The 22,215-nt window shown below is 65.4% G+C and carries 24 protein-coding genes and 1 riboswitch; of the genes, 9 read left to right on the forward strand and 15 right to left on the reverse strand.

Translation table 11 applies throughout. The features are described from left to right. Positions 1–3 precede the first annotated feature (3 nt). The gene (uvrC, locus tag FJV43_RS22725; RefSeq protein ID WP_239621167.1) at positions 4–2,079 is read right to left on the reverse strand and encodes an excinuclease ABC subunit UvrC; all 2,076 of its coding nucleotides are present in this window, start codon (positions 2,077–2,079) and stop codon (positions 4–6) included. A 234-nt stretch (positions 2,080–2,313) separates the two neighbouring features. Here uvrC and FJV43_RS22730 point away from each other — a divergent pair, with 234 nt between their 5' ends. Beyond that, on the forward strand, positions 2,314–2,937 hold the full coding sequence (locus tag FJV43_RS22730; protein ID WP_061877423.1) for an outer membrane protein: 624 nt from the start codon (positions 2,314–2,316) through the stop codon (positions 2,935–2,937). Between the two features lie 70 nt (positions 2,938–3,007). Here the strand turns inward: FJV43_RS22730 and FJV43_RS22735 are convergent, their stop codons facing one another. From FJV43_RS22735 to FJV43_RS22750, 4 genes are all read right to left on the reverse strand, one after another. After that, positions 3,008–3,223, reverse strand: a complete 216-nt coding sequence (locus tag FJV43_RS22735) for a cold-shock protein (protein ID WP_028176631.1) — start codon at positions 3,221–3,223, stop codon at positions 3,008–3,010. A 264-nt stretch (positions 3,224–3,487) separates the two neighbouring features. After that, entirely contained in the window at positions 3,488–4,348 is an 861-nt protein-coding gene (rlmJ, locus tag FJV43_RS22740; protein ID WP_239621169.1) for a 23S rRNA (adenine(2030)-N(6))-methyltransferase RlmJ, read from the reverse strand. Positions 4,349–4,432: 84 nt separating this feature from the next. Next, the gene (locus tag FJV43_RS22745; protein WP_239621171.1) at positions 4,433–5,125 is read right to left on the reverse strand and encodes a ribonuclease T2; all 693 of its coding nucleotides are present in this window, start codon (positions 5,123–5,125) and stop codon (positions 4,433–4,435) included. 119 nt (positions 5,126–5,244) lie between these two features. Next, complete coding sequence (locus tag FJV43_RS22750) at positions 5,245–5,706, reverse strand: hypothetical protein (RefSeq protein WP_239621173.1); 462 nt, start codon at positions 5,704–5,706, stop codon at positions 5,245–5,247. A 184-nt stretch (positions 5,707–5,890) separates the two neighbouring features. Here FJV43_RS22750 and FJV43_RS22755 point away from each other — a divergent pair, with 184 nt between their 5' ends. Together FJV43_RS22755 and FJV43_RS22760 are read left to right on the forward strand one after the other, a co-directional pair. Beyond that, positions 5,891–6,184, forward strand: coding sequence for a hypothetical protein (locus tag FJV43_RS22755; protein ID WP_239621175.1), 294 nt, complete (start codon positions 5,891–5,893; stop codon positions 6,182–6,184). Between the two features lie 42 nt (positions 6,185–6,226). After that, positions 6,227–6,757 (forward strand): DUF3617 family protein, encoded by a 531-nt coding sequence (locus tag FJV43_RS22760; protein WP_239621177.1) that lies wholly within the window; start codon positions 6,227–6,229, stop codon positions 6,755–6,757. Between the two features lie 174 nt (positions 6,758–6,931). On the opposite strand, the gene FJV43_RS22765 is transcribed toward FJV43_RS22760, so the two are convergent. The 3 genes from FJV43_RS22765 to FJV43_RS22775 are packed head-to-tail and all read right to left on the reverse strand — an operon-like array spanning position 6,932 to position 9,537. Further along, on the reverse strand, positions 6,932–8,320 hold the full coding sequence (locus FJV43_RS22765) for an ATP-binding protein (RefSeq protein ID WP_239621179.1): 1,389 nt from the start codon (positions 8,318–8,320) through the stop codon (positions 6,932–6,934). A 24-nt stretch (positions 8,321–8,344) separates the two neighbouring features. Then, positions 8,345–9,076: a response regulator transcription factor gene (locus FJV43_RS22770; protein WP_035674584.1), complete on the reverse strand. Its 732-nt coding sequence runs from the start codon at positions 9,074–9,076 to the stop codon at positions 8,345–8,347. Next, the gene (locus tag FJV43_RS22775) at positions 9,073–9,537 is read right to left on the reverse strand and encodes a MarR family transcriptional regulator (RefSeq protein ID WP_165935919.1); all 465 of its coding nucleotides are present in this window, start codon (positions 9,535–9,537) and stop codon (positions 9,073–9,075) included. The genes FJV43_RS22770 and FJV43_RS22775 overlap by 4 nt, the downstream gene beginning before the upstream one ends. A gap of 413 nt (positions 9,538–9,950) precedes the next feature. On the opposite strand from FJV43_RS22775, the gene FJV43_RS22780 reads away from it, so the two are divergent. The 5 genes from FJV43_RS22780 to FJV43_RS22800 all read left to right on the forward strand — a co-directional run bounded on the left by FJV43_RS22780 (position 9,951) and on the right by FJV43_RS22800 (position 14,206). After that, a complete protein-coding gene (locus tag FJV43_RS22780) occupies positions 9,951–11,033 on the forward strand; it encodes a branched-chain amino acid aminotransferase (protein ID WP_239621183.1) in 1,083 nt (360 codons plus the stop codon). 131 nt (positions 11,034–11,164) lie between these two features. Then, positions 11,165–11,689, forward strand: coding sequence for a DUF2314 domain-containing protein (locus FJV43_RS22785; RefSeq protein WP_239621196.1), 525 nt, complete (start codon positions 11,165–11,167; stop codon positions 11,687–11,689). A 159-nt stretch (positions 11,690–11,848) separates the two neighbouring features. Further along, on the forward strand, positions 11,849–13,369 hold the full coding sequence (gene hisS / locus FJV43_RS22790; RefSeq protein WP_239621198.1) for a histidine--tRNA ligase: 1,521 nt from the start codon (positions 11,849–11,851) through the stop codon (positions 13,367–13,369). Between the two features lie 117 nt (positions 13,370–13,486). After that, entirely contained in the window at positions 13,487–13,690 is a 204-nt protein-coding gene (locus FJV43_RS22795; protein WP_025033847.1) for a tautomerase family protein, read from the forward strand. A 111-nt stretch (positions 13,691–13,801) separates the two neighbouring features. Continuing rightward, entirely contained in the window at positions 13,802–14,206 is a 405-nt protein-coding gene (locus FJV43_RS22800) for a hotdog domain-containing protein (protein ID WP_239621199.1), read from the forward strand. A 125-nt stretch (positions 14,207–14,331) separates the two neighbouring features. Here FJV43_RS22800 and proC read toward each other — a convergent pair whose 3' ends face one another. Together proC and FJV43_RS22810 are read right to left on the reverse strand one after the other, a co-directional pair. Then, a complete protein-coding gene (gene proC, locus FJV43_RS22805; RefSeq protein WP_239621201.1) occupies positions 14,332–15,156 on the reverse strand; it encodes a pyrroline-5-carboxylate reductase in 825 nt (274 codons plus the stop codon). A gap of 205 nt (positions 15,157–15,361) precedes the next feature. Further along, the gene (locus tag FJV43_RS22810; RefSeq protein WP_028176645.1) at positions 15,362–15,862 is read right to left on the reverse strand and encodes a YbjN domain-containing protein; all 501 of its coding nucleotides are present in this window, start codon (positions 15,860–15,862) and stop codon (positions 15,362–15,364) included. A 441-nt stretch (positions 15,863–16,303) separates the two neighbouring features. Continuing rightward, positions 16,304–16,475, forward strand: a riboswitch (FMN riboswitch). A gap of 76 nt (positions 16,476–16,551) precedes the next feature. On the opposite strand from FJV43_RS22810, the gene FJV43_RS22815 reads away from it, so the two are divergent. Continuing rightward, positions 16,552–17,115 (forward strand): 6,7-dimethyl-8-ribityllumazine synthase, encoded by a 564-nt coding sequence (locus FJV43_RS22815; protein ID WP_239621203.1) that lies wholly within the window; start codon positions 16,552–16,554, stop codon positions 17,113–17,115. A 157-nt stretch (positions 17,116–17,272) separates the two neighbouring features. Here FJV43_RS22815 and FJV43_RS22820 read toward each other — a convergent pair whose 3' ends face one another. The 5 genes from FJV43_RS22820 to lgt form a co-directional block, all read right to left on the reverse strand. Beyond that, the gene (locus FJV43_RS22820) at positions 17,273–18,226 is read right to left on the reverse strand and encodes a ribose-phosphate pyrophosphokinase (RefSeq protein ID WP_028176647.1); all 954 of its coding nucleotides are present in this window, start codon (positions 18,224–18,226) and stop codon (positions 17,273–17,275) included. A 194-nt stretch (positions 18,227–18,420) separates the two neighbouring features. Beyond that, complete coding sequence (locus FJV43_RS22825; protein WP_239621205.1) at positions 18,421–19,047, reverse strand: hypothetical protein; 627 nt, start codon at positions 19,045–19,047, stop codon at positions 18,421–18,423. Positions 19,048–19,299: 252 nt separating this feature from the next. Further along, positions 19,300–20,067 (reverse strand): peptidoglycan editing factor PgeF, encoded by a 768-nt coding sequence (gene pgeF, locus FJV43_RS22830; RefSeq protein ID WP_239621207.1) that lies wholly within the window; start codon positions 20,065–20,067, stop codon positions 19,300–19,302. Further along, positions 20,064–21,182, reverse strand: a complete 1,119-nt coding sequence (locus tag FJV43_RS22835; protein WP_239621209.1) for an SAM-dependent methyltransferase — start codon at positions 21,180–21,182, stop codon at positions 20,064–20,066. Before FJV43_RS22835 ends, pgeF begins: the two co-directional genes overlap by 4 nt. 20 nt (positions 21,183–21,202) lie before the next feature. Then, positions 21,203–22,048: a prolipoprotein diacylglyceryl transferase gene (gene lgt, locus FJV43_RS22840; protein ID WP_239621212.1), complete on the reverse strand. Its 846-nt coding sequence runs from the start codon at positions 22,046–22,048 to the stop codon at positions 21,203–21,205. Positions 22,049–22,215 lie beyond the last annotated feature (167 nt).

Here is a 22,215-nt window from a genome sequence, read left to right on the forward strand (position 1 = left end):
AGTTCATCCCGGCTGGGGATGGAAATACTCGAAAATCCTGCGGGCGCTCTCGGCGCTCACCCCCGGAACCTTGCCGAGATCGGCGATCGAGGCCCGCTCGATCTCCTTCAGGGTCCCGAAATGATGTAGCAAGGCACGTTTGCGGGACGGGCCGATGCCCGGAATCTCCTGCAAGCCGGCCTCGCGGATGTCCTTCTTGCGCAGCTTGCGGTGCGAACCGATGACGAAGCGGTGAGCCTCGTCGCGCAGGCGCTGAATGAAATAGAGCACGGGATCGCGCGGTTCGAGCTTGATGGCCTCGCGTTCCGGCATGAACAGGGTCTCGCGGCCGGCATCCCGGTCCGGTCCCTTGGCGACCGACATCAGCGACACCTGCGTCAGGCCGAGATTTGCAAAGATCTCGCGGACGGCGTTGAGCTGCCCGCGGCCGCCGTCGATGATCACGAGGTCGGGCCATTGCGGGAAGTCGTCGTCCTTTGCCTTGGCTGCACCCTCCTCGGGCGGATTGATCAGGCGCTTGAAGCGGCGCTCCAGCACTTCGCGCATCATGGCGTAATCGTCGCCGGGCGTCAGTCCTTCCGACTTGATGTTGAACTTGCGGTACTGGTTCTTCACGAAGCCGTCGGGCCCCGCGACGATCATGGCGCCGACCGCATTGGTGCCCTGGATGTGGCTGTTGTCGTAGACCTCGATGCGCTTGGGCGGGTGCGGCAGGTTCAACGTCGCGGCCATGGCGTCCAGCAGGCGGCCTTGCGTCGCGGTGTCCGCGAGCTTGCGGCCGAGCGCCTCGCGCGCATTGGTCAGCGCGTGGGTGACGAGCTCCTTCTTCTCGCCGCGCTTGGGCGCCGTGACCTCGACCTTGTGGCCGGCCTTGATCGACAGCGCATTGGCGAGCAGCTCGCTCTCCTCGATCTCGTGCGACAGCAGGATGTTCCTCGGCGGCGGCTTGTCGTCGTAGAACTGGGCGAGGAACGAGCCGAGCACTTCTTCCGGCGTAAAGGTCTTTTCCGCGCGTGGGAAATAGGCGCGGTTGCCCCAGTTCTGGCCGGTGCGGAAGAAGAAGACCTCGACGCAGGAGAAGCCACCCTCCTGGTGGATGGCGAACACGTCGGCTTCTTCCACCGTGCGCGGATTGATGCCCTGCTGCGACTGGATCGCCGAGAGCGCAGCAAGGCGGTCGCGGTAGAGCGCGGCGCGCTCGAATTCGAGCTCGTTGGCCGCCTTCTCCATCTCCCCGGCAAGCTCCTGCTTCACCGCATGGCTTTTGCCGGAGAGGAAGTCGGTCGCCTCGCGCACCAGCGTCGTATAGCCGGGAAAATCGATCTCGCGGGTGCAGGGGCCGGCGCAGCGGCGGATCTGGTAGAGCAGGCAGGGCCGGGTGCGGCTCTCGAAGAAGGAATCGGTGCAGGAGCGGATCAGGAATGCGCGCTGCAGCGCCGTGATGGTTCGATTGACCGCGCCCGCGGAGGCGAACGGGCCGAAATAGCGCCCGGGCCGGGTCTGCGCGCCGCGATGTTTCAGGATCTGCGGCGCCCAATGATCGCCGGTGATCAGGATATAGGGAAACGACTTGTCGTCGCGCAGCTGCACATTGAAGCGCGGCCGCAGCTGCTTGATGAGGTTCGCCTCGAGCAGCAGCGCCTCGGTCTCGGTGTTGGTCGAGACGATCTCCACGGTGACGGTGGCGGCGATCATGCGCAGGATGCGGGCCGGCAGCGGCGCACTCTGGCGCGCATAGCTGGACAGGCGCTTTTTGACGTTCTTGGCCTTGCCGACATAGAGCACGTCGGAATTCGCATTGAGCATGCGATAGACGCCGGGCGAGGTGGGGGCGAGCCGAACCGCGCGTTCGATCGCCTCGTGGCCGGTCGCGAGCGGGCCTTCGCCGACGGCGCCACTCTCCTCCAGGATATCAGGCAGCCGCGCATCGTCCTCGTCGTCGCCGCTTGCGCTGGCGGGATCGAGGTCCGGCGGCGCCGTCTCCTGTTGGATCTCCTGGGGCGGGCCATCCGGTGCCATGCCGCGCCGGGATTTGCGCGCGCGTGCGTCGTCCGGATTGTCGGTGGAATCGTGAACCATGAGGACGAATTTAGGCGCTGGGGGTGTCGATTTGAAGTTCCGGCCCTGCCGCACGCACAGGTCCCGGTAACGCTTCCTTAAGTCTGTTAACAGCGCAGTAACCCGACTTAACAGCCCTTTAACTTAAAACTCTCGATAAATCCTACGCGAAAAGTTCTTGGTTCCGTAACCATGCAGGGCCGGCGCGGCGCCGCAGGCATCGCGCAGGTTGCGACAGTTGCGTTGGAGTGAGTGATGAAGGGGCTCGTTGTGGGCGCGGCCGCGTTGGTTGCGGCCGGCTGGACGGCTTCGGCAGAAGCCGCCGATCTCAGTTATGGGCAACGTGCGCCCTATACCGTCAACCAGCCGCTCAATGCCTATAGCTGGGCAGGTCCCTATCTCGGCGGCAACATCGGCTATGAATGGGGCTCGGTGGACAACAACCCCTCGAAGCCGTCGGGCTTCGTCGGCGGTGTGCAAGCCGGCTACAATTTCCAGAACGGCCCGTGGGTGTTCGGTGTCGAGGGCGACATCCAGGCTGCCGGCGCCGACGACACCTTCGCGCCGTGGAAATTCTCCAATCCGTGGTTCGGCACCCTGCGCGGCCGCGCGGGATACGCGTTCAGCAACGTGCTGTTCTACGGCACCGCCGGTCTTGCGTTCGGCGAGCTGCGTGGGCAGACCTTCGGCTGGACGGAATCGCACACCACGGCGGGCTGGACCATCGGTGCCGGCGCGGAAGTGGGCCTCGCGCCGAACTGGAGCGTCAAGCTCGAATATCTCTACATCGATCTGTCCACGAGTCAGTTCGCGATTACGGGCGTGTCCAACGGCTATAGCGCCAGCGTTGTCCGCGCAGGCGTGAACTATCACTTCTGACGTCTCAAGAAGAAAATACCGGACCAGCCTCCCGGCCGCTCGCGGTCGGGATTTTTTTGCGCTAGGCTCGCTAGGCGAGGATCACCAAATTGACCGCCTTCGGGCCTTTCCCCTTCTTGTCCGGTTCGACTTCGAAAGTGATACGCTGTCCTTCGGCAAGGTCCTTCAGTCCCGCCCGCTCCACAGCGGTGATGTGAACGAAGACATCGCGACCGCCGTCGTCAGGCTTGATGAAGCCGTAGCCGCGCTCGCCGTTGAAGAACTTGACCGTTCCCGTCATGGCCATCGGGAAACTCCCCCTCATTGCTCCTCCGCCGCGACGCAGACTCACGTCACGACATGACCGGGCCTTACGGAGCCCGGGAGCTGGCCATCCTTGGACGGACCTCATCGGTCCGGCCGGATCTTTCTTAGGCCTTCACTCCGCCGCAACCATTCGCGGAAGCGGAACGTAAAGCCAGTCACGGAAACAGCATAATACGGTTCGTTGCAGATTGACTACCGGTCCTGCATATTTTTCCCAAGAATGCCGGAGTGTTACGGCTTGGCTTTAAGGCTTGGGCACCTCCAATCGGAATCTGGCAGCTCCGCCCTGGCCGAGCGGCATTTCCAGTTCGGGCAGAATGGTCTTGAGCTCGCCGTGCAGCGTATAGGGCGGATTGACGATCAAGAGCCCGGTGGAAGTGAGGGCGGCTCTGTCGGCCTGCGGCGCGACGCTGAATTCGAGGCGCAGGCATTTCCCGGGGGGCTTTGCTGCAGCTGCGAGCCGCACGACCGTCTGGGCCAGCGTATCGGTGGCGCGCCGGTTCTTGGCCGGGTACCAAATTACATAGATACCGGTTGGCCATTTCGCGAAAGCCGCCGAGAAGGCTTCGCCGAGCCGCTCGAACTCGTCCTTGGCCTCGAAGGGCGGGTCGATCAGCACGAGGCCGCGCCGCTCCTTCGGCGGCACGAAGGCCGGCAGTGCCACCCAGCCGTCGAGATCGACCACGCGGGCCTGCTCGTCGCGGCGCAGCACGTCGATCAGCGCTTTCCGCGCCTTCGGCTCGAGCTCGCATGCGACGAGCCGGTCCTGCGGCCTGAGCAGGCCGCGCGCGATCAACGGCGAGCCCGGATAGGCCTTGAGCTCGCCCTTCGGATTGAAGGCGCGGACGATGTCGAGATAGGGCTTGGTCAGCGCCGCGGTCTCGTTCGACAGGCGCGCCTGCAGCAGCCGCGCAATGCCGGTCAGCCATTCGCCGCCCCGGCGCGCCTCGTCGCTGTCGAGATCGTAGAGGCCGGCGCCGGCATGGGTGTCGATGACGCGGAACGCCGCCGGCTTGTCCTGCAGATAAGTGAGGATGCGCGCCAGCACGATGTGCTTGATGACATCGGCGAAGCTGCCGGCGTGGAAGGCGTGGCGGTAGTTCATGGCGGAGAGTTACGACATCGCGCGACGCTGCGCATCATAGTTCGCGCGATGCGCGCCTCGAAACGACGATCGGAGCAGCCGGCCTCAACCGCCCCTGATCGGCGGCATCGTCACCTGGTCGCGGCGGCAGGCGCGGCGCTCGATCTCGTCGCAGGCGCGGAATTGCAGGTCCTTGCTGAGGCAGATGCGGACCTCGGACAGCCGTGTCCGGTTGCAGGTGACCGAGATGCTGGCATTGCTGAGGCCCGGATTGGCCTTGATGAAGGCCTCCTCGACTTCCGCCGGCGCCACGGTCTTGGCCTGCGACAGATCGAGATAGTCGGCCGGGATCTTGATCGTGGCGCGCGCTTTCCGGATCGTCTCGAAATAGCTGCGGCCCTCGAGCCCGGAGCAGGTGCCATGCTTGTCCCACTCGTTGAAGATCAGGCCCGGCGCCGGCATCAAATCGAGCATCGATGACACGATGTTGCGGTTCAGCCGCGGCGCCGGGCGCTGGCAATATTCCGGGAAGCCGTTCTCATATTGCGGCCACAGCCCATGCACGACGAAAGCGTAGGGCCGTCCGCCGCACTGGATCTGGGAGCGGCCGCCGCGCTCGGCCGCCTCTTCGCAGAACGAGGGCGACCACGACAGCGCGAGCACATAGAAGTCGAACTCGCCCGGCGCGTTCTGCCGCTTGTCCTGGGCTTTCGCGCCGCCGGCGAGCGTTGCCAGCCCGGCGGCGAGGGTCAGCGAGATCATCAGACGGGACAACGAACGCAATCTGGGATGAAACATGGCAACGCCCCTCAACTAGACTGTGCGCGCAGCCTAGCAGGCAAAGAGAACATTTCAAGAACAAAATTCGAGGCCGCCGTCATCTGACGGATGATCAACCGAATCAGGCGTTCTTCGGATCAGGGCTTGGCGGCGCGGCAGGCCGGATTGTAGGCCCAGTTGCGGTCGAGCCCGACCACGCACCACTCGACACCGTCGCCGTAGCCGGCAAAGCCGCCATCCTCCATGATCGAGAAGTGCACCTTGCGCACCTTGCCGTCATTGAGCATGGCCTCGCCGGTGCAAAAGCGGCGCGGAATGTTGTCGGACTGCCAGGGCCTGAAGGCGACCTCGCGAACGGCGGAGAAGCTGGTGATCTTCAACGAGGAATTCCAGAACGAGCTCTCTTTTTCCCAGAACTGGGTGGCGATCGTCGGCAGGGCCTTGTCGCAATCGACGACGGCGCCGTCGTAGCGCGGTCCGCTCAGCCAGAAATTCAGCTCGAGTGGATTGGCGGCCCTGGCCTCGCCGAGCGACAGCGCCCCGAAAATGAGGCCGAGCAGGGCGGCAAAGCGAAGCGATTTCGGGGAGGGGGCGCGCATGGTCAATCCAGACAGCTCAAGTCTTGCGAAGTTCAGACGGTGCCGCGAAGGCCGGGGGAGGTCAAGTGCAGCGCGGCAACACTTGGCCAGGAGTTGACCGGGACGTCGCGGCCAACCGGGCTTCTGTTCTTTTCACTTCCATCCCGGCACCGTAGACTGGCGCCAGCCAATTGGAGTGACGGGAATGCGAATCATTGCGGCCGCTGGCCTTCTTGCCCTGGGTCTGATGGCGAGCCAGTCGGCGCGGGCCGACATCCTTCCGGTGCCGCCGTTCAAGGGTAACGACACCGGCGGGATCATCGCCTATTCGATGGCGACCCAGGTCGACGCGCGTCAAGTCGCGGTCGATCACTGCGCACGCTACGGCAAGGTCGCCAAATTCCTCGCGGTGCAGGGCTATGACGGCGGCTACATCTCGTTCGCCTGCCGCTGGGTGCCCTATGGTGCCGCCGAGCAGCCGATCCGCACGCTGTACTGAGGCGCTGTCGAAGGTCGGCACTCTCAGCCGGGAGTCTCCCACATGACGCGCAAACTCGCTTTGCTCGGCGCGGCCATTTGTCTCGTGTTGTCGGCAGGTACCGCGAGCGCCGACGATTTGCCGGTACGAAAGGCTGGTCTTTGGGAAATGAAGCTGGTCACGACCGGCTCGCCCATGCCCGAGATGACCATGCAGCACTGCACCGACGAGACCGTCGACAAGGAGATGAGCAACAACGTCTCCCCGATGGCCAAGCAGATCTGCGCCAGGCAGGAGATCAAGAAGACTGCGACCGGCTATGTCAGCGATTCCGAGTGCAACGTCGCGGGTGTCAGCACGACGTCGCATGCCGAGATCACGGGCGATTTCAACTCGGCCTACACGGTGAAGACCACCTCGCACGCGCAAGGCGGCGTCGCCGGCGCGGCCGGCCGCGATAGCACCATGACACTGCAAGCCAAGTGGCTGGGCGCCTGCAAGCCGGACCAGAAGCCCGGCGACATCGTGATGCCCGGCGGCTTCAAGATGAACGTGCGCGACATGGACAAGCTGAAGGCGCTGCTGCCGAAGTAGGTTTGTCTTCCTCCCCTCTCCCCTTGTGGGAGAGGGTGGCTCGCCGCGTTAGCGGCGAGACGGGTGAGGGGTTTCTCTCCGCGAATTCAAATGAGACTTGCACGCGCGGAGAGATACCCCTCATCCGGCGCTTCGCGCCACCTTCTCCCACAAGGGGAGAAGGTGAAGAGCAGCCTACACCGGAATCCGCACGCTCGCCCTCAATCCCCCCATCGGGCTGTCGCCGAGCGTGATGTCGCCGCCATGCGAGCGGGCGATGTCGCGGGCGATGGCAAGGCCGAGGCCGGTGCCGCCTTCGTCCTGGTTGCGGGCGTTGTCGAGCCGCAGGAACGGCTTGAACACTTCTTCGCGCAAGTGAGCGGGAATGCCCGGGCCGTCGTCGTCGACCGTGACGGTCAAATAACGGTGATCGCGCTGGCCGGTGATCGCGATGTTCCTGCCGTAGCGTGCCGCGTTGGTGATGAGGTTGGCGAGGCAGCGCTTGAACGAGGCCGGCTTCACCGTCACCACGGGCAGGCCGTGGAATGCGACGGTCGCGTTGTGGCCGTGGCGTTCGGCATCGCTGCGCAGCTCTTCGAGGGCCTGGGCCATGTCGGTCGGCTGCGACTGCTCGCCGGAATCGCCGCGGGCGAAGGCGAGGTAATCCTCCAGCATCATCGACATCTCGTCGACGTCCTTGCGCATGCCCTCGAGCTCCGGACTGTCGCCGATCAGCGCCAGCTCGAGCTTGAAGCGGGTCAGGATGGTACGCAGATCGTGGCTGACGCCCGCGAGCATCGCGGTGCGCTGCTCCATGGTGCGCTCGATGCGCGACTTCATTTCGAGGAAGGCGACTGCCGCGCGCCGCACCTCGCGCGCGCCCCTCGGGCGGAAGTTCGGTGCCTCGCGGCCCTTGCCGAAGCTCTCGGCGGCATCGGCAAGGCGCAGGATTGGCTTGATCTGGTTGCGCAGGAACAGCACCGCGACGATCAAGAGGATCGAGGACGTCCCGACCATCCAGAACAGGAAGATCTCCGAGTTCGAGGCGTAGGCGGCGCTGCGCTGCGCGAACACGCGCATCACGGCGTCGTCGAGCTGGATGCGGATCTCGACGAGGTTGGAGCGGCCGACCGTGTCGATCCAGAACGAGCGCCCGATCTGGCGGCCGAGCTGCACCGACAGCGTCTGGTCGAGCAGCGAGAAGAACGGTTTTGGTCCCGGCGGCGGCATGTCGCCGGCGGGCAGGAAATCGACCACGAGGCCGAGGCGCTGCTGGGCGATGCGGCGGATCTGGTCACGGTCCTTGTCCTGCGGATAACCCTTGTAGACGTCGATCAGCGCGGCGATGTCCTGCACCACCGCAGCCGACAACCTGCGCGTCACCGTGTTCCAGTGCCGTTCCATGAACACGAAGGCGACGACCGATTGCAGCACCACCATCGGCACGATCATGATGAGGAGCGCGCGGGCGTAGAGGCCGGTCGGCATCCAGCCCTTGAACGCGTTGCCCATCCAGCCATTGGCGGCGGAGACGCGGCCGGCAGCGCTTCGCAGCAGCGTCAGGCCGGTATCGATCGTGCTCATCGGTCGCGCTTCACTGCTTGGGTCTCAAGGCGAGGCCACCAGCCGGTAGCCGATGCCGCGCACCGCCTGAAGGAACAGCGGATTGGCGGGGTCGGTCTCGATCTTGCGCCTGAGGCGGTTGATCTGCACGTCGACGGCGCGCTCGTTGACGCTGCCGTTGCCGGTCAGCGCGCTGCGCGGCACGGTCTCTCCCGGTGTTTCCGAGAGAATCCGCAGCATCTCGCGCTCGCGGTCGGTGAGGTGGATGACCTCCTCCCCCTGGCGCAATTCGCCGCGCTCGAGATGGTAGACGTAGGGACCGAAGGCAATTTTCTCCACGATCGCGACCTGTGGCGGCGGGGCGGCGCGCTTGAGGATGTTGTTGATGCGCAGCGCGAGCTCGCGCGGCTCGAACGGCTTTGCCACGTAATCGTCGGCGCCGATCTGCAAGCCCTCGATGCGGGATTCCGGTTCGTGGCGCGCCGTCAGCATCACGATCGGCACCGAGGAGGAGGTCCGGATGAAGCGGGCGAGATCGAAGCCGGTTTCGCCCGGCATCATGACGTCGAGGATCAGGAGGTCGAAATGCAGGCCCAGCAGTTTCGAGCGTGCATCGCCGGCGCTCGCCGCGGTGGTGACGCGGTAGCCCTCACTGGCGAGAAAGCGCGAGAGCAGATCGCGGATGCGGCGGTCGTCGTCGACCAGCAGCAGATGCGGGGCGTCGTCGGCGGGTTGCACCGGCGGGCGGGCGAGCGTGGCAGCGAGCGGCACGGTCACTCCTTGTCGTGGTTGACGGAAGCGAAGATCGTCTCGAGCACCTTGTCCGGGTCGTCTCGGTCGATCATCGCGCGCAGGAAGCGCTTCACGGTCTCGGCGTCCTGCGGAGCCATCTCCGCGAGCGCCCTGTTGATCCGCGTGGTCTGCAGTCCGGCGAGCTTCTGCACCAGCGCCTCGCCCTTCGGCGTCGCGTAGAGCAGGCGCTGGCGGCGATCATTGTCGCCGGTCTTCTGCACGATGTAGCCCTCGTCCAGCAGCTGCTTGAGCACGCGGCCAAGCGACTGCTTGGTGATGCGCAGGACGTCGAGGAGGTCGGCGACCTTGAGGCCGGGATAGCGGTAGACGAAATGCAGGACGCGGTGGTGGGCCCGGCCGAAGCCGAACGCCTCCAGCTCCTGGTCGGGATCGCCGACGAAGTCGCGGTAGGCGAAGAACAGCAGCTCGATGATATCCCAGCGCAAATTGCCTCCACCGTCTGCGGCCGGCCTGGGCTCGGCGGCGTCGTGAGAGGAAGTCACGAAATTTATGTCAGGCATATTGACGTATCTTGGGTTCAATGTTACAAAACGATCGACCCGCACGAAATTTTAGATCGCTTCGCGTCGGGTAGCATCGGAGCAAGGCGCCGGAGAGAGCCGGACAGGCGACGACGGCCGGATCAGATCTACCGTGCGATTGTCGAGCGGCATTTCGGCAAAACATACTGGACTTCCGCCTTCCGCAAAAGCATGTCCTCGGCGACATGCTGTCCACGGAAACCGGCCGTAAAAAGGCTGGCGGTGGTCCGGCAGAAACCAATCAAAGCCAGCCGGGCCCCGGAAGCGGGCAGGCGGGCGCCAGAACAGCGCCGCCACCGGCAGCGGGAGGCAAGGACATGAGCATGAAATTCGACATCCAGCCCGCATCCAATCCAACCCCTGAGAAGGACCGCGTCGCCAAGCTGGTGGACCCCGGCTTCGGACGGGTCTTCACCGATCACATGGCGATCGTCCGCTACAGCCAGGCCAAGGGCGGCTGGTACGAGGCGCGGATCGAGGCGCGCGCCAACTTCCAGCTCGATCCGGCCGGCGCGGTCCTGCACTACGCCCAGGAAATCTTCGAGGGGCTCAAGGCCTACAAGCGCGACGACGGCGGGGTGAACCTGTTCCGCCCCGACGCCAATGCGCGGCGCTTCAGGGACTCGGCCGACCGCATGGCAATGGCCAAGCTGCCAGAAGACGTCTTCATCGAGGCGGTCGAGCAGGTCGTGCGCATCGACCGGGCCTGGATTCCGGGCGGCGAGGGCAGCCTTTACCTGCGCCCCTTCATGATCGCGAGCGAGAACTTCCTCGGCGTCAAGCCGTCGTCCGATTACATTTTTGCGGTGATCGCTTCGCCGGTCGGCTCCTACTTCAAGGGCGGGCCTGCGCCGGTCTCGATCTGGGTGTCCGAGAATTATACCCGCGCCGCGGTCGGCGGCACCGGCGCCGTCAAATGCGGCGGCAACTATGCCGCGAGCCTGCGCGCCCAGGCCGAAGCGATCCAGCACGGCTGCGATCAGGTCGTCTTCCTCGACTCGGTCGAGCGCCGTTACATTGAGGAGCTCGGCGGCATGAACGTGTTCTTCGTGTTCGACGACGGCTCGCTCTCGACGCCGCCGCTCGGCACCATTCTGCCGGGCATCACCCGCGACTCCATCATCACGCTCGCCCGCGATGCCGGCAAGACCGTGCGCGAGGAGCCGTACTCGATCGAGCAGTGGCGCAAGGACGCAGCCTCGGGCCGCCTGAAGGAAGCCTTCGCCTGCGGCACCGCCGCTGTGATCTCCCCGATCGGCAAAGTGCGCTCGGTGAGCGGCGACTTCGAGATCTCGGGTGGCGGCGCCGGCCCTGTCGCCATGGGCCTGCGCAAGCAGCTCGTCGACATCCAGTACGGCCGCACCAACGATCCACACAACTGGATCCGCAAGGTGTTTTGACCGGCGGTGAGAAGTTTTCCCTCTCTCACAAGGAGAGGGGAAACACGCAATGTTCGTGGTTTATTGCGCACTGAACGTGCCGTTGCCGACATGCGACAAAGGACACATCGCGACATCAGGACCTTGTAGTCATGGCAACCAAGCTCTCGCAGCCCATCAAATGGGTCGTTCTCGCCGCAATCACCGGCGTCTCCGTCTTCGGCATCCTGACCATCGGCCCCACGCACGAAGTGGTCGCGCAAGATCGCTCGCCCATCGTGACCGTGCAGACCGCCGATCCCGAGATGAATGCGGCTATCGAGCGGGGTCGCGCTACGCTCCCGGCCTTCTGGGCCTCCTACGCATCGCCGAAGCCGTCGGAGACCGGGCACGCCTTGAAGGTGCGCTTCTCGACCCGCAAGGGCGGCGAGCACATCTGGGTTGGCGAGGTGAAGAAGCAGCCTGACGGGACCTTTACCGGGCTCTTGGCAAACGAGCCGCGCGATCTACCGGGCAAGCACGCCGGCGACAAAGTCTCGTTTGGCGAAGCCGACGTCTCGGACTGGATGTTCACGCGCAACGGCAAGATCGTCGGTGGTGAAACCATCAAGCCGACCCTGAAGTCGCTGCCGAAGGCGGATGCGGATGCCATCCGGGCACGAATGGAGCAGCCGTAAGGCTGGCCGTCATTCCGGGGCGCCCCAAGGGCGAACTATGGTGCGCAATTGCGCACCTGAGAATCTCGAGATTCCGGGTTCTCGCTTCGCGAGCCCCGGAATGACGTCGCCCTCTAACACCCCGTTGCCGCATTCCCCGTCGGCTGGTAAACGCCGCGCATGGCCGAGAAACCCAAAAAACCCCAGAAACTGAAGGCGCGCCTGCCGCGCGGGCTCGAGGATCGTGATCCCGCTGCGATCCGGGCGACGCGCGAGATGGTCGAGAAGATCCGCGCCGTCTACGAGCTCTACGGTTTCGAGCCGGTGGAGACGCCGGCGATGGAATACACCGACGCGCTCGGCAAATTCCTGCCCGACCAGGACCGCCCGAACGAGGGCGTGTTCTCGTTCCAGGACGACGACGAGCAGTGGATCAGCCTGCGCTACGATCTGACCGCGCCGCTCGCCCGCTATGTCGGCGAGCGCTACGGCACCGACGCGCTGGTCCTGCCCTACCGCAGCTACCGCGTCGGCTATGTCTTCCGCAACGAGAAGCCCGGCCCCGGCCGCTTCCGCCAGTTCATGCAGTTCGACGCCGACACGGTCGGCTCGGCGACGCCGGCCGCGGACGCCGAGATCTGCATGATGGCGGCCGACACGATGGAGGCGCTCGGCATTGCGCGCGGCCAGTACGTCGTGAAGGTCAACAACCGCAAGGTGCTCGACGGAGTCCTGGAAGCCATCGGGCTCGCCGGTGACGAGAACGCAGGCCGCAGGCTGACCGTGCTGCGCGCGATCGACAAGCTCGACAAGTTCTCCGCCGACGAAGTGCGCAAGCTGCTGGGTCCCGGACGATGGGACGGCGGTGAAGAAGGCAAGGGCGACTTCACCAAGGGCGCCAACCTGAGCGCGGCGGAAGCTGACGTTGTTCTCGCCATCACCAAGCCGCGCGACGATTGGAAAGAGGCCATCGCCGCGGCGGAAACTTACCTTGCCAAGAGCCAAGTCGGTCAGGCCGGCGTCAGCGAACTGGACGAGATCGCCAGGCTGGTGACGGCGTCGGGTTATGGCGCGGATCGCATCAAGATCGATCCCTCCGTCGTGCGCGGGCTCGAATACTACACCGGCCCGGTCTACGAGGTGGAGCTCCTGCTCGACACCAAGGACGAGAAGGGCCGCCCGGTGCGGTTCGGCTCGGTTGGCGGCGGCGGGCGCTACGACGGATTGGTCTCGCGCTTCCGCGGCGAGCCGGTGCCCGCGACCGGTTTCTCGATCGGCGTGTCGCGCTTGCAGGCCGCGCTGACGCTGCTCGGCAAGCTCGACACGCGGCCCGAATTCGGTCCCGTCGTCGTCACCGTGTTCGATCGCGACCGTGTCGCCGACTACCAGAAAATGGTGGCAAGCCTGCGCACCGCCGGCATCCGCGCCGAGCTCTATCTCGGCAATCCCAAGAACATGGGCAACCAGCTCAAATACGCTGATCGCCGCAATTCACCTTGCGTGATCATCCAAGGATCGGATGAAAAGGCGCGCGGCGAGGTGCAGGTCAAGGACCTGATCGAGGGCGCGAAGGCCGCCGCCGCGATCGCCTCCAACCAGGAATGGCGCGAGACCCGGCCGGCGCAGTTCTCCTGCAGCGAAGCCGATCTGGTTTCAAAGGTGCGTGAGGTCCTCGCGCGCCATGACGTAAAGTGGGGATAGCCATTCCGGCGGGCGTCATGCCCGGGCTTGTCCCGGGCATCCACGTCCTGTTTGATGCGCACCTTCATGAAGGACCGGGGCGTGCCCGGTCATCGCGACAGCAGCAGGGAGACAACGATGCCTGAGATCACCATCAGCATGGCCGAAGGCCGCACCGACGAGCAGAAGGCCGGCATGATGCGCGACATCACCCAGGCGCTGGTGAAGAATCTCGGCGTCGATGCCGATGCCGTCGTCATCCAGATCAACGAAGCCCCGCTCCGCCACAAGATGAAGGGTGGCAAGACGTTTGTTGAGCGCGCGGCGGCGGCGAAGAAGTGACGCGTTAGCGTCATTCCGGGGCGCGCGAAACGCGAACCCGGATCTCGTGCCGCAAACTTCTGGATTCCGGGTTCGGCGCTACGCGCCGCCCCGGAATGACGAGCAAGCACCATGGACGCACGCGATTTCATCACGATCGGCATGAGCGCCGAGCGCACGCTGGTGGTCCCGGCCGAGCGCACGGTCGGGCATTTCGTGCCTGGCATGCCGTTTGTTTATGCGACCCCGATGATGATCCTCGAGATGGAGATGACGGCGGGCGATGCGATCCGCTCGGCGCTTCAGCCGGGCTGGGTCACGGTAGGGACCGAGGTCGACATCCGCCATCTGGCCGCGGCGCTGGTCGGCGCGACGGTGCGGACCACGGCGAAGGTGGTTGCGGTCGAGCGCCGCGTCATCCGCTTCGAGGTCGAGGCCTTCGAGGGCACGCGCAAGCTCGGGGAGGGCCGCCATGCCCGCGGTCTCGTCAATGTCGAGACGTTCAACAAGCGGCTGGGGGCTGGCACGGTGCCGTAGGTGGGCAAAGCGACCTGTCCGCCGAAGCTCAAGGAGCGAAGGCGGAAGCGTGCCCACCGACTTTCGCGGTTCGGTAAAGATGGTCGGCGCGGCGCTTTGCGCCTTTGCCCGCTCTACGGCACCTGTTACTTCGCCAGCTCCTTCGATCGCTGCGTCGCCGCGGCGATCGCGCGGATCATGAGATCGCGCAGGCCGGGCTCGCCCATCAGCACGCCGAGCGCCGCGGCCGTGGTGCCGCCGGGCGAGGTGACGTTCTGGCGCAGCGTGGCCGAGGGAAGCTCCGACCGGTGCAGCAGTTCGCCGGAGCCGGCGACGGTCTCGCGGGCGAGCTTCGTCGCCAGCGCTTCGGGCAGGCCCGCTTCCACACCGGCGCGCGCGAGCTCCTCGGCGAGCAGGAACACATAGGCCGGCCCCGAGCCCGACACCGCGGTGACCGCGTCCATCAGGCCTTCGTCCTCGACCCATTCCACCGCGCCGGTGGCGCGCAGCAACGCATCGGCCACGGCACGCTGGGCGGCGCTGACGTCCTGGGCTGCGACCGCAACGGTGATGCCGCGGCCGATCGCAGCCGGCGTGTTCGGCATCGCGCGCACCACGGCGCCGCCGCAGACTTCGGCAAGCGAGGCGATCGTGGTGCCCGCCATGATCGAGACCACCGAGGTCCGGTCCGAGACGAACGGCTTCAGCTTGGCGCCGGCCTCGCGGAACATCTGCGGCTTCACCGCGACGACCAGCGTCTCGACCGGGCCGGCGGTCTTCACATCGGGATTGAGCACGACGCCCTTGGCGGCGAGTGCGGAGATCTCGGGCGCAATGTGCGGATCGATCACCGCGACGCGGCGCGGATCGAGCCCGCCTGCCAGCCATCCCGTCAGCATCGCGCCACCCATCTTGCCGGCGCCGGCGAGCAGGATGGTGCCGGTGATGTTTTGGAGGGTGTTGTTCGCCATCGCTGCTGCCACAAACTCAGGCGTCATCCCCGCGAAGGCGGGGATCCATAACCACAGGCGGTTCTAGTGGATCGAGGTGTTGGCAACAAGCCGCGTGCCACAAGTGGCCATCACGCGGTATGGATCCCGGATCGGCGCGCGCTTTGGGCGCGCTTGTCCGGGATGACGTAGGGAGGGAGCTGCGGCTCCCCATGCATTGCGAGCTCTATGCCTCGCCCACCGTGTCGAACATGGCCGCGTCCATGGCTTGCGCGGTGGTCTTGCCCGCCCACACCACGAACTGGAACGCCGGGAAGTAGCGCTCGCAGGCGTGGATGGCGCCGGCGAGCATGGCTTCGCACTGCGCGGTCGAGGCGATGAGGCCGCCCGGCAGCACCAGGGCCTGGCGGTGCATCACCATGCCGGTGTTGGTCCAGAGGTCGAAATGGCCGACCCACAGCTGCTCGTTCACCGCTGCGACGAGCCGCTGCACCTCGCTCCGCCGCGGCAATGGAATCTTCATGTCGAAGGCGCAGGCCAGATGCAGCGCTTCGATCTCGCCCATCCAGGTGAAGGAGAGCTGGTAGTCGGTCCATTGTCCCTTGGAGACAATCGTGAGTTCGTCTTCGCCGGAGCGTTCGAACGGCCAGTTGTTGCTGGCAGCGATGTCCTCGACCACCGCGAGCGGATGGCTTCTGGAATCGATGGTGCCTTCGAGCAGGGACATGCCGTCTCGACCTCTTGCCTTCTTGTTGTCTTTGATACGCACGCGGTTGGGCCCGGCGCGCGCTCCCTAAACGTCGCTGCGGCGATCCCTGGGGTCGCTCTCGCGAGCCCCTCGGATCAGCGCGGGCCTGTCGCGGATCAAGTGATGTGATTTGCGGAATCTGCGCAACGGGGTCGCGAGTCCGTCCACAAGCCAGGACTCGTTCGTCCACAGCTCATCTCCGCCACAATTCTTAACGTTGGAGGTCCCAATTCCGGATCGAGGAGAACAAACCGGAATCGGATTCCCTGGGAGCGCCGCCAATCGTGAGTTCCGGCGCGGGCCGGCGCCAGGAGGACCTCGACCCCGGCATGGGACCATGCGCTTTGCCCATGCCGAACGCGCTTGCCGCGACTGCGCGAGGGCGGCATATTTCCGGTCAGGCCGTTCATCCCGGACGGCCGATGTTCTCAGGGCGGGGTGAAAGTCCCCACCGGCGGTAAGGGCCGACAGGCCTAAGCCCGCGAGCGCCTTCCCCCAGGTTTCCTGAAAAGGATCTTGCCGAAGGGAAGGGTCAGCAGATTCGGTGCAACTCCGAAGCCGACGGTTAAAGTCCGGATGAAAGAGAACGGTCGGTGGCAGACGCATCGCAAGGTGCGGCTGTTTGTCGTTCCGTGTGCCCTGATTCTGGTCCTTAACTGAGGAAAGCCATGAATCAGATGTTGCAAGATCCCCAAAACGAAACGTCCCAGACGACCCAGCCGCCGGTTCCCGTGGACCCGCCGGCAATCGAGCATCCGCGTTTTGCCAAGCCGCAGCGGGTGGCCTTCGTGCAGGCCTGCTGGCACCGCGACGTGGTCGAGGAGGCCCGCATCGCGTTCATCAACGAGGCCGAGGCGCGCCACCTCACCCATGTCGACGTGTTCGAGGTGCCGGGCTCGTTCGAGATCCCGCTGCACGCGCAGGTCCTCGCCAAGACGCGGCGCTACACCGCGATCGTTGCGGCCGGCCTCGTCGTCGACGGCGGCATCTACCGGCACGAATTCGTCGCCGACACCGTGATCAAGGCGCTGATGGACGTGCAGCTCCGTACCGAGGTGCCCGTGTTCTCGGCCGTGTTGACGCCGCAGCAATTCCACGAGACCGAGGTGCACTACGACTTCTTCCGCAAGCATTTTGCCATCAAGGGCGTGGAAGTCGCGGCAGCCTGTGCGGAGACGTTGCACGGCCTCGAACGTCTGCGCGGCCAGGTCGCGGCGGGGATCGTGGGGTAGGCTGTATCTCCCTCTCCCCGCTTGCGGGGAGAGGGTTGGGGTGAGGGGGAGTCTCCGCGGGGACGGTGACAGCTGGACTCGCGGAGAGTCCCCCTCACCCGGAATTTGCTGTCGCAAATTCCGGCCTCTCCCCGCAGGCGGGGAGAGGCGAAGAAAATCAGTCGAACAGGCTCGACACCGACTCTTCCGCGGCGGTGCGCGCGATCGCGTCCGAGATCAGGCTCGCGATCGGCAGCGTGCGGATGTTCGGCGCCTTGCTCACCGCCTCGGTCGGCAGGATCGAGTCGGTAATCACGAGCTCCTTCAGCCTGGAGTTCGTGATGCGGGCGGCCGCGCCGCCGGAGAGCACGCCATGGGTGATGTAGGCGTAGACGTCCTTGGCGCCCTTGGCGATCAGCGCGTCGGCCGCGTTCACCAGCGTGCCGCCGGAGTCGACGATGTCGTCGACCAGGATGCAGCTGTAGCCGGAGACGTCGCCGATCACGTTCATGACCTCGGACTCGCCGGGACGCTCGCGGCGCTTGTCGACGATCGCGAGCGGGGTGTTGATGCGCTTGGCGAGGCCGCGGGCGCGGGCCACGCCGCCGACGTCGGGCGAGACCACCATCACCTTGCCGAGGTCGAAACGTTCGCGGATGTCGCGCACCATCAGGGGGGCAGCGAACAGATTGTCGGTCGGGATGTCGAAGAAGCCCTGGATCTGGCCGGCATGCAGGTCGAGCGTCATGACGCGGTCGACGCCGGCATGGGTGATCAGATTGGCGACGAGCTTGGCCGAGATCGGCGTGCGCGAGCCGGAGCGGCGGTCCTGCCTAGCATAGCCGAAATAGGGGATCACTGCAGTGATGCGGCGCGCCGAAGAGCGGCGCAGCGCGTCGGTGATGATCAGCAGCTCCATCAGATTGTCGTTCGCCGGAAACGAGGTCGACTGAATGATGAAGGCATCCGAACCGCGGATGTTCTCCTGGACCTCGACGAAGATCTCCATGTCGGCGAAGCGCCGCACCACCGCCTTGGTCAGCGGCATGTGGAGCCCTTGCGCGATGGCCTGTGCGAGAGCCGGATTGGAGTTGCCGGCGACGAGCTTGATGGAGCCGTTCTTGCCCGACATGGACGCTTCCTCCCGCGCTTTGCTGGATACGACGTTCAACATCAGAAAATACCCACTGGAAGCACGGTTACGACGGGCGAGGAAATATCAGGCCGGAGGCTGCAATGGCAACCCGGGATGCTACGTTTTCCCTTTGAAAATCCAGAGTCGGGTCAACGGCTTGGCCGCGACTTGAGGCCGTGGTTTAGCTGAGGTTATTGCTCGGCATAGCCGAGGGCCGAGGCCGGCATGTCCGACCGCGGAGCGTCCCTGATGACGCTCGCCACCGCCGGTCCGCGCAAAGCCGGAGCCGCGCCCGGTGCATCCGGCGCTCCGTTGATCATGTTGGAAAGTCCGCTGAATCCGGCCTGGGCGATCTTCCGCAACACGAGGTCGTCGGCGGCCGCCCAAGCATCACGTGTCGCATCGCGGCCGCCCTTGGCCGAGGTCGGTTCCTCGCCGGAGAGGCGCAGTGCCCGCTGCTGGTTGGCGTCGTAGACGTCCCAGACCCAGGCGATCACCGTCTTGCCGCGCACCACCTGGGCGGAGAGGTAGCTGCGCACGCGGTAGGCAGCCGTGCCCTCGCGGGAGACCACGGACAGGCTGCGCAGCTTGGATTCGCTGTCGAGCACCCCGACCATGCGGTCGAACACCTGCGGCGGCGGTCCGTCGATGGATTCGAACGCCACCGTGGCGCCGCCGCCACCGCTCGGCGCCATCGCATAGGAATTGCCCGGCGCGTTGCCGCCGGCACAGCCGCCAAGCGCAGTCGCAGCCGCCAGCAGCATGATCGCCAGCACGCGCGACCCCGCGCGGCGCAGAAAAGATGACGCTTCCCTCATTCTGGAGGGCAGCGATATCGTTAAAATCGATTAACGTCTAGGGCGGCAGCGCCACAAGCTGCTGTGTTACGTTCCGGGTATCGCCCCGGAATGACACGGGGTTGCCGTTGTGTTCACGCGTCCAGCGTTCAGCCTTCAAAGCGATGGTCGGGAAAACGGTGCGTGTCCCGGACGCGCTGGGGCACCATAAGCGCGTCCACGCGCGTCTTCGACGCGCTATGGTGCCGCTGCGCTGAGCCGGGGCACGAGATCTCACCCTTCCAGCGCGATGGCGTGAACGTGCCGGCCGTAGTCGGGCTCCTTGCGATGCACCGAGCGGCGATAGCTGAAGAAACGTTCGTCGGCATAGGTGTCGAGGCCGAGATCGTCGATCATCAGGATGCCCGCCATGTCCAGCCGCTTGCGGATGAAGCCGGCGAGATCGAACATCGCGTGGCCCTCGCGCACGGACGGGATGAAGAACATCGCGTTCTCGGCGTCAGCCTCGATGAAGCGCGTCACGAACTCGTTGCCGACCTCGTAGCTCTCCTGCCGGATCAGGGGGCCGATCGCGGCGATGATGCCGCCGCGCGTTGCGCCGAGATCCTCCATTGCCGAGATCGTCGCTTCCAGCACGCCGGCGAGTGCGCCCTTCCAGCCGGCATGCGCACCGCCGATCACGCGCGCATTGGGATCGACGAACAGCACCGGGCCGCAATCGGCAGTGGAGACGCCGAGCGCAATGCCTGGCGTCCTGGTCACCAGCGCGTCGCCCCTGGGCCGCGGCCCGTTCGGCCACGGCGCATCAGCCACGAGCACGTCGGGCGAATGGATCTGGTGCAGGCTGAGGAAGCGCTCGGGCGCGACGCCGACATGCTCGGCCATGCGGCGGCGGTTCTCGGCGACGAGGGCCTGGTCGTCATGGGAGCCGAGCCCGCCGTTCAGCGCGGAATAGATGCCGCCGGAGACGCCGCCTTCGCGGGTGAAGAAGGCATGGCGCAGGCCGGGCACGGCGGACAGCAGCGACGAAGCAAGCGTCATGAGGTCTCTCCGGCCTGTTCGAAATCGCTGAGGCCGGCAAGGCCCGTCAGCCGCGGCTCGGAGATGCCGAGCACCTTGAACATCGAGCCCATGCCGCCGCGCCCGGTATCGGTCAGGCGCTTGAGCGCGACCGAAATGTCGGTGGCGACTTCGGGTGTCGCCTTCTGCATCAAGGCGGCGGCGCGGGTGTCGATGCCGATGCGCTTGAGGAAGTCGCCTTGCGTCACCGGGCCGTGCACGCGGGCGCCGACATCCTCGGCCGCGCGCGCCAGCGCCTGGAAGTCGACATGTGCGGTGACGTCGGCCTGGCCCGGGGCTTTCAAGGGATCGGCGAAGCTGTGGCGCACGATGGCCTGGAAGGTGTCGCCGGCATCGCTGCGCAGATGGCCGTAGTCGATGATCAGCGCCGCGCCGTCCTGGTCGCGCACGCGCGTGGCGAGCTTCATGATCTCGCCGTCGGGCCGCCACTCGAAGACCGCCCCGATGGGCGCCGCGCGCACCAGAGGCGGCAGCAGCACCTCGAAGCGCGGTGTCGGCTCCGGCGCCGCGCCGAACTGAAGCTTGCCGTTGGGGTCGATCTCGATCACACGCTCGTGCCAGCCGTTCTCGAGCCTGACCATCTGGCGGATAGGCAGCACGTCGAAATATTCATTGGCGAGGATGATGCTGGGGCCGTCCGGTACGTCGTCGATGCTGTCGTGCCAGGCGATGTTGCGCACGTTCGCCAGCGTCGCACTCTGCCGTTCGCGCAGGACGGGATTGACCTCGACCAGGTGGATGTTGAGCGCCTGGTAGAGCGGCGGCAGCACGCGCAATGCGCGTAGCGCATCCGCCATCATGGTGCCGCGGCCGGGGCCGAGCTCGATCAGTCGCAAGAATTGCGGCGAGCCCATGTGCTTCCAGACCGAGGCGGTCCACAGTCCCAGGAGCTCGCCGAACATCTGGCTGATCTCGGGGGCGGTGGTGAAGTCGCCCTCGCGCCCGAGCGGATCGCGCGAGACGTAATAGCCGTAGCGCGGATGCATCAGGCACAATTCCATGTACCGCCAGACCGGCATCGGGCCTGAGGATTTGATCAGCGCCTTGATCTCGTTGAGGAGCGGCGAGTCGGTCACGGCTGTCTTCTCGAAATGAACTAACGAATGGCCTGGAGGGGCTTCGGCGCCCCCCGCCTGACAGCCCATACAATAAGTAACGCACCGACGATAAGCATCGGGATCGACAACAGCATGCCCATGGTTAACCCGCCCCAGAGGAAACCGAGCTGCGCGTCCGGCTCGCGGAAATGCTCGCCGGCGATGCGGGTCAGGCCGTAGATCAGGATGAAGGCGCCGAGGATCATGCCGGGGCGCTTCAGCGCGCCGAAGCGGATCATGATCGCGAGCACCGTGAACAGCAGGATGCCCTCCATGCCCGCTTCGTAAAGCTGGCTCGGATGGCGCGGCAGCTGCGTCGGATCGTTGGGGAAGACCATCGCCCAGGGCAGGCTCGCATCCGTGGCGCGGCCCCACAATTCGCCGTTGATGAAGTTGGCGATTCGTCCGAGCAGCAGCCCGACCGGGGCGACGGCGGTGGTGATGTCGCCGAGCGACAGGATCGAGATGCGGTTGCAATAGGCGAACCACATCACCGCGACGACGCAGCCGAGGAAGCCGCCATGGAACGACATGCCGCCTTCCCACAATTTGAAGATCGCGGCGGGATGATCGATGAAGAAGGGCAGATTGTAGAACAGCACGTAGCCGGTGCGGCCGCCGAGGATGATGCCGAGCGTGACCCACAGGATGAAGTCGTCGATCTGAACCAGCGAGATCGGCGCCGGTCCGCCCCACAGGCGCTGGTTCTTCAGGAGCGAGCGCGCATAGAGCCAACCGAATACGATGCCGCAGATATAGGCCAGCGCATACCAGCGGATCGCGAACGGACCGATCTCGATCGCGATCGGCTTGAAGGCGGGAAAGTCGATCAGCAGAAAGGGCATCGCGCCTTCTATGTCTGGACGAGATTGCGGCGACGGAGCACCAGCAGCGGACGCCGCGTGATTCTTCTTATGCAGGCACGTTGAATACGATTGCAAGGAAACCGGTTCATGACAAGGATACCGGCGATCGGCCCTTGAACCGTTCGATGCGGATTGCCATTGTCTTT

Source organism: Bradyrhizobium sp. I71 (genome assembly GCF_022354745.1).
GTDB classification, from domain to species: domain Bacteria; phylum Pseudomonadota; class Alphaproteobacteria; order Rhizobiales; family Xanthobacteraceae; genus Bradyrhizobium; species Bradyrhizobium liaoningense.